Source organism: Acinetobacter sp. UBA1496, assembly GCF_002324975.1.
Taxonomy (GTDB): domain Bacteria; phylum Pseudomonadota; class Gammaproteobacteria; order Pseudomonadales; family Moraxellaceae; genus Acinetobacter; species Acinetobacter variabilis.
Genome location: NZ_DCRI01000038.1, coordinates 1 through 4,129 on the forward strand (window position 1 = coordinate 1; position 4,129 = coordinate 4,129).

Annotated in this window: 5 protein-coding genes; 2 read left to right on the forward strand and 3 right to left on the reverse strand. The window is 38.3% G+C overall.

Features of this window, described 5'->3' with window-relative positions:
- Positions 1-83 precede the first annotated feature (83 nt).
- Complete coding sequence (locus B3143_RS04390) at positions 84-413, reverse strand: four-helix bundle copper-binding protein (RefSeq protein ID WP_175965987.1); 330 nt, start codon at positions 411-413, stop codon at positions 84-86.
- A 216-nt stretch (positions 414-629) separates the two neighbouring features.
- On the opposite strand from B3143_RS04390, the gene B3143_RS04395 reads away from it, so the two are divergent.
- Positions 630-1,334, forward strand: a complete 705-nt coding sequence (locus B3143_RS04395; RefSeq protein WP_005021564.1) for an IS6-like element IS1008 family transposase — start codon at positions 630-632, stop codon at positions 1,332-1,334.
- Positions 1,335-1,395: 61 nt separating this feature from the next.
- Complete coding sequence (locus B3143_RS04400) at positions 1,396-1,821, forward strand: hypothetical protein (RefSeq protein WP_004897257.1); 426 nt, start codon at positions 1,396-1,398, stop codon at positions 1,819-1,821.
- 121 nt (positions 1,822-1,942) lie between these two features.
- Here the strand turns inward: B3143_RS04400 and feoB are convergent, their stop codons facing one another.
- Entirely contained in the window at positions 1,943-3,772 is a 1,830-nt protein-coding gene (gene feoB / locus B3143_RS04405) for a ferrous iron transporter B (RefSeq protein ID WP_004281858.1), read from the reverse strand.
- Positions 3,762-4,022 carry a FeoA family protein gene (locus B3143_RS04410; RefSeq protein WP_004281857.1) on the reverse strand — a complete coding sequence of 87 codons (261 nt, stop codon included), beginning with the start codon at positions 4,020-4,022 and terminating at the stop codon, positions 3,762-3,764. Before B3143_RS04410 ends, feoB begins: the two co-directional genes overlap by 11 nt.
- Positions 4,023-4,129 lie beyond the last annotated feature (107 nt).

A 4,129-nucleotide genomic window follows, 5' to 3' on the forward strand; every position in this document is an offset into this window, starting at 1 on the left:
GTTGTTAGTGGTTTGACCCACTAACAACTAACACGTTGGCTATTCATTGAGTAAATCCTAAACTCAACTAATTCTTTTATTTATCAGACAACCATTTTTCGACATTCGACGGCACATTCACGGCAAGAATCAGCACATTGCTGGCAGTGTTGATGCTCATGTTGGCTACATTCATCTGCACAGTATTCACAAGCCTTGGCACAAAGCTCACAAATTTCTTTCATAAAAGGAGATTCATTTTGCTGCATACGAGCACAGAGCTGACAAATATCTGCACAATCTAGACAACGCTGAATACATTCTCGCATCATCTCCAGATTTTCTTCTTTTAGACAGGCATTTGCACAACTGGCACAGGTAAGGTAACAGCTCATACATGCCTTTGCGCAATCTGAAAATTGGATATCGTTCATCATACTTACCTAAAGTCACTTGATTTAGGAATAAGCTAATCAAAAAAAAAGATATACACTAGGACGATTAGGTAAGGGAAAGTAAAATAGTCATAGATTTTGTTAAATGGTTTTAGATGCTGGCTTTGAGTGATTTAGCTGCTCATGTATTCAGGCACTGTTGCAAATAGGCTGACATGATAAGCTAAATATCTTATTTATTTCGAGATACAGCAGATGAATCCCTTCCATGGTCGGCACTTTCAAGGTGAAATCATTCTTTGGGCTGTTCGTTGGTATTGTAAATATGGCATCAGCTATCGTGAACTTCAAGAAATGCTCACTGAACGGGGTGTGAATGTTGACCACACCACAATTTATCGTTGGGTTCAGCGTTATGCTCCAGAAATGGAAAAACGCTTACGCTGGTATTGGCGTAATCCTACAGATTTACATTCATGGCATATGGATGAGACTTATATCAAAGTGAAGGGGCGATGGACTTACCTGTATCGTGCAGTTGATCAACGTGGTCATACGATTGACTTTTACCTTTCCGCTAGACGGAACAGTAAATCAGCCTATTGTTTTTTAGGAAAAATCTTCAATACGGTGAAAAAATGGAAAATTCCACGGGTCATCAATACAGATAAAGCAGCGACCTATGGCCATGCTTTATCACGGTTAAAGCGAGAAGGAAAATGTCCAGTAGATATTGAGCACAGGCAGATTAAGTATAAAAATAATGTCATTGAATGTGATCATGGTAAGTTAAAGCGGATCATCAGGGCCACATTAGGATTCAAATCTATGAAGACGGCTTATGCCACAATCAAAGGTATTGAAGTCATGCGTGCACTACGTAAAGGACAAGCATCGTCATTTTATTATGGTCAGCCTCAAGGTGAAGTGTGTCTAATCAACAGGGTTTTCGGTCTCTAAGCACTTTTAAAAAGGAACTTCATCGACTCAAATCTCTATTTGCAACAGTGCCCCCTTAGCAATGGCAGCTATAGTTCAGTTCATTGGGAATAGAAATGAACAAGCAGAAAAAGTGGCTGAAAGCCTAAACTTATTTCCTGTACCTGCCACAGCCCTAGTTTTGTTTATCGTCCTAGCATCAGTTATGCCTCAAATTGGGCTTGCAAAAAGTGCAGCTCTTCAAGCTTTACCAATTTATATTTCTTTTGCCATTATTGCTCCATTCGTGGGTTGGATAATTGCTCGTATTTTTCGATTAGAATCTGGCTCTGCTAGTGCTGTGTCCTTTTCAGCATCATATAGAAATTCATTTGTTATTCTTCCATTAGCTTTTGCAATTCCGGGAAGTATGCCCATAATTCCTGCTGTAATCTTGACTCAGACTATCGTTGAACTATGCTTTTTACCAATCTATATTCGTCTGATACCTCGACTATTCAAAACCTAGAGATTTAAACATTTAAGTAGTTGTTATAGTTAGATAAAAGTATTCAGAAGCCCACGCTTACATCGAGTAATTTAATAAAGGGGGGGGAGCTAGCTCCCCCCCTCTTTTATTCATTTGCTAATTAAAACTTACTCGCAACTTGATATGTGATGAATGAAAAGATGTAGGCTAATGCAAACAAATAAGTTGCCATAATGATGGGCTGTTTCCAGCTGCCAGTTTCTCGTCTAATTGTTGCTAACGTAGCAAGACAATGGGGAGCAAAAATAAACCATACCAATAATGATAAACCTGTGGCTAACCCCCATCCATCCGGGCCTGAAATTTGACTTAACAGACTTTGAGTTACTGTATCTTCATCACCTGACATCGCATAAATCACCCCAAGAGCAGCAATTACAACTTCCCTTGCTGCCATAGCAGGAATGAGTGCAATACATATTTCCCATGTAAACCCAATAGGCGCAAATATAGGATGAATTAAATGTCCTAACTGACCAGCTAAACTATAGTTAATGGCCGGCATGCTTGCATTATCTGGTGGTTGAGGGAACGTGACTAGCACCCATAACAAGATAGACAGTGCGACGATAATGCCACCAACTCGTTTTAAGAAAATAGTTGCCCTATCATATAAGCCTAATGCAATATTTCTAATATCTGGAATTCGGTATGTGGGAAGTTCAAAAATAAAAATACTTTCAGTTTTATCTTTTCGAACCAACTTCAGAAAGACTGAAACTAATAACGCTGAGACTATTCCCGACATATAAAGACCAAAAAGGACTAATCCTTGCAGACTTAACCAGCCGTAGATTAATTGGTTCGGAATAAATGCCGCGATCAATAAAGCATATACTGGCAATCTTGCTGAACAGGTCATCAAGGGTGCAATCATAATTGTTGCTAATCGGTCCCGTTCAGAGCTGATACTTCTGGTTGCCATAATTCCGGGAATCGCACAAGCAAAACTGGATAGCAGAGGAATAAATGAACGGCCGCTAAGCCCGGCTTTAGACATTAATTTATCTAAAAGAAATGCTGCTCGGGGTAAATAGCCTGACTCTTCAAGCATTAAAATGAAGAAGAATAAAATCAAAATCTGAGGCATATATGCAAGCACGCTACCTGCACCAGCAATTACCCCATCCACAACCAAGCTTTTTAATAGAGGATGTTGGATTAGTGGTCCAATAAAATCACTGAGCCATGCGACAAAATTTTCAATGAATTCAATAAAAGGCGTTGCCCATATAAATACCGCCTGGAACATCACAAACATGGTTAAAGTTAAGATTACTAAACCCAATACAGGATGTAGAAAAATTTTATCTAGAAATGCGGTTCTTTTATCACCACTGTCATTATTTAAAATAACTTGTTTGGTGATTTGTTTGACCTGTTCAAAATGACTTAATTCAGAATGATAAGGAGTAATAAAAAGATTTTTTTGATCTAATTGATTAATTAAATCTTGAATTCCTTTTGTTTTAACTGCGACAGCTTCAACTACAGGGATACCTAACAGTTGAGACAGTTTATCCTTATCAATGGAAATACCACGCTTTTTGACCTCATCCATCATATTTAATACAAGAATCATAGGGCGATTTAGAGCACGAACTTCGAGAACCAAGCTCAAATGTAAGCTTAAATTTGTGGCATCTACAACGCATATAAAAATATCGGGTAGAATTTCACCTTTTAGCTCGCCCAAACAAACTGCCCTGGTGACTTCTTCATCTAAACTACTAGGTTTTAAACTGTAAGTTCCGGGTAAGTCCAATACTCGTATTGCATCACCAGAAGGTAATTTAAAAGAACCTTCTTTTCTTTCTACGGTAACCCCAGCATAGTTGGCAACTTTTTGTCGCGTACCAGTAAGCGTATTAAATAAAGAGGTTTTTCCGCAATTTGGATTACCGACTAATGCAATGTTCTTAATCTTCATTGGATACTAACTCTACAAAAATTCTTTCAGCTTCATTCTTTCTTAATGCGAATCTTGAAGTTTCAATTTGAACTAAAACAGGATCTCCGCCAAAAACACCTTTAGTGAGTACTTGTAGAGTTTCACCCTCTCTAAAACCTAATAGTTGGAGCCGTTCCAATACGGGATCAGTGGTATGACTGTATTGATTACCTTTTTTGAGATCTCTAATTTTGACGATCTGATTTTGTTTAACTTGAAATAGATTCATTTTCGATACTCTTACTTCAAAGCCAAAATCTTTCGAGCACCATTAAGCACGAATAAAGAAACCAGGATGCCAATGATTAAGTCTGGGTAAGCTGATCCCGTCCACGC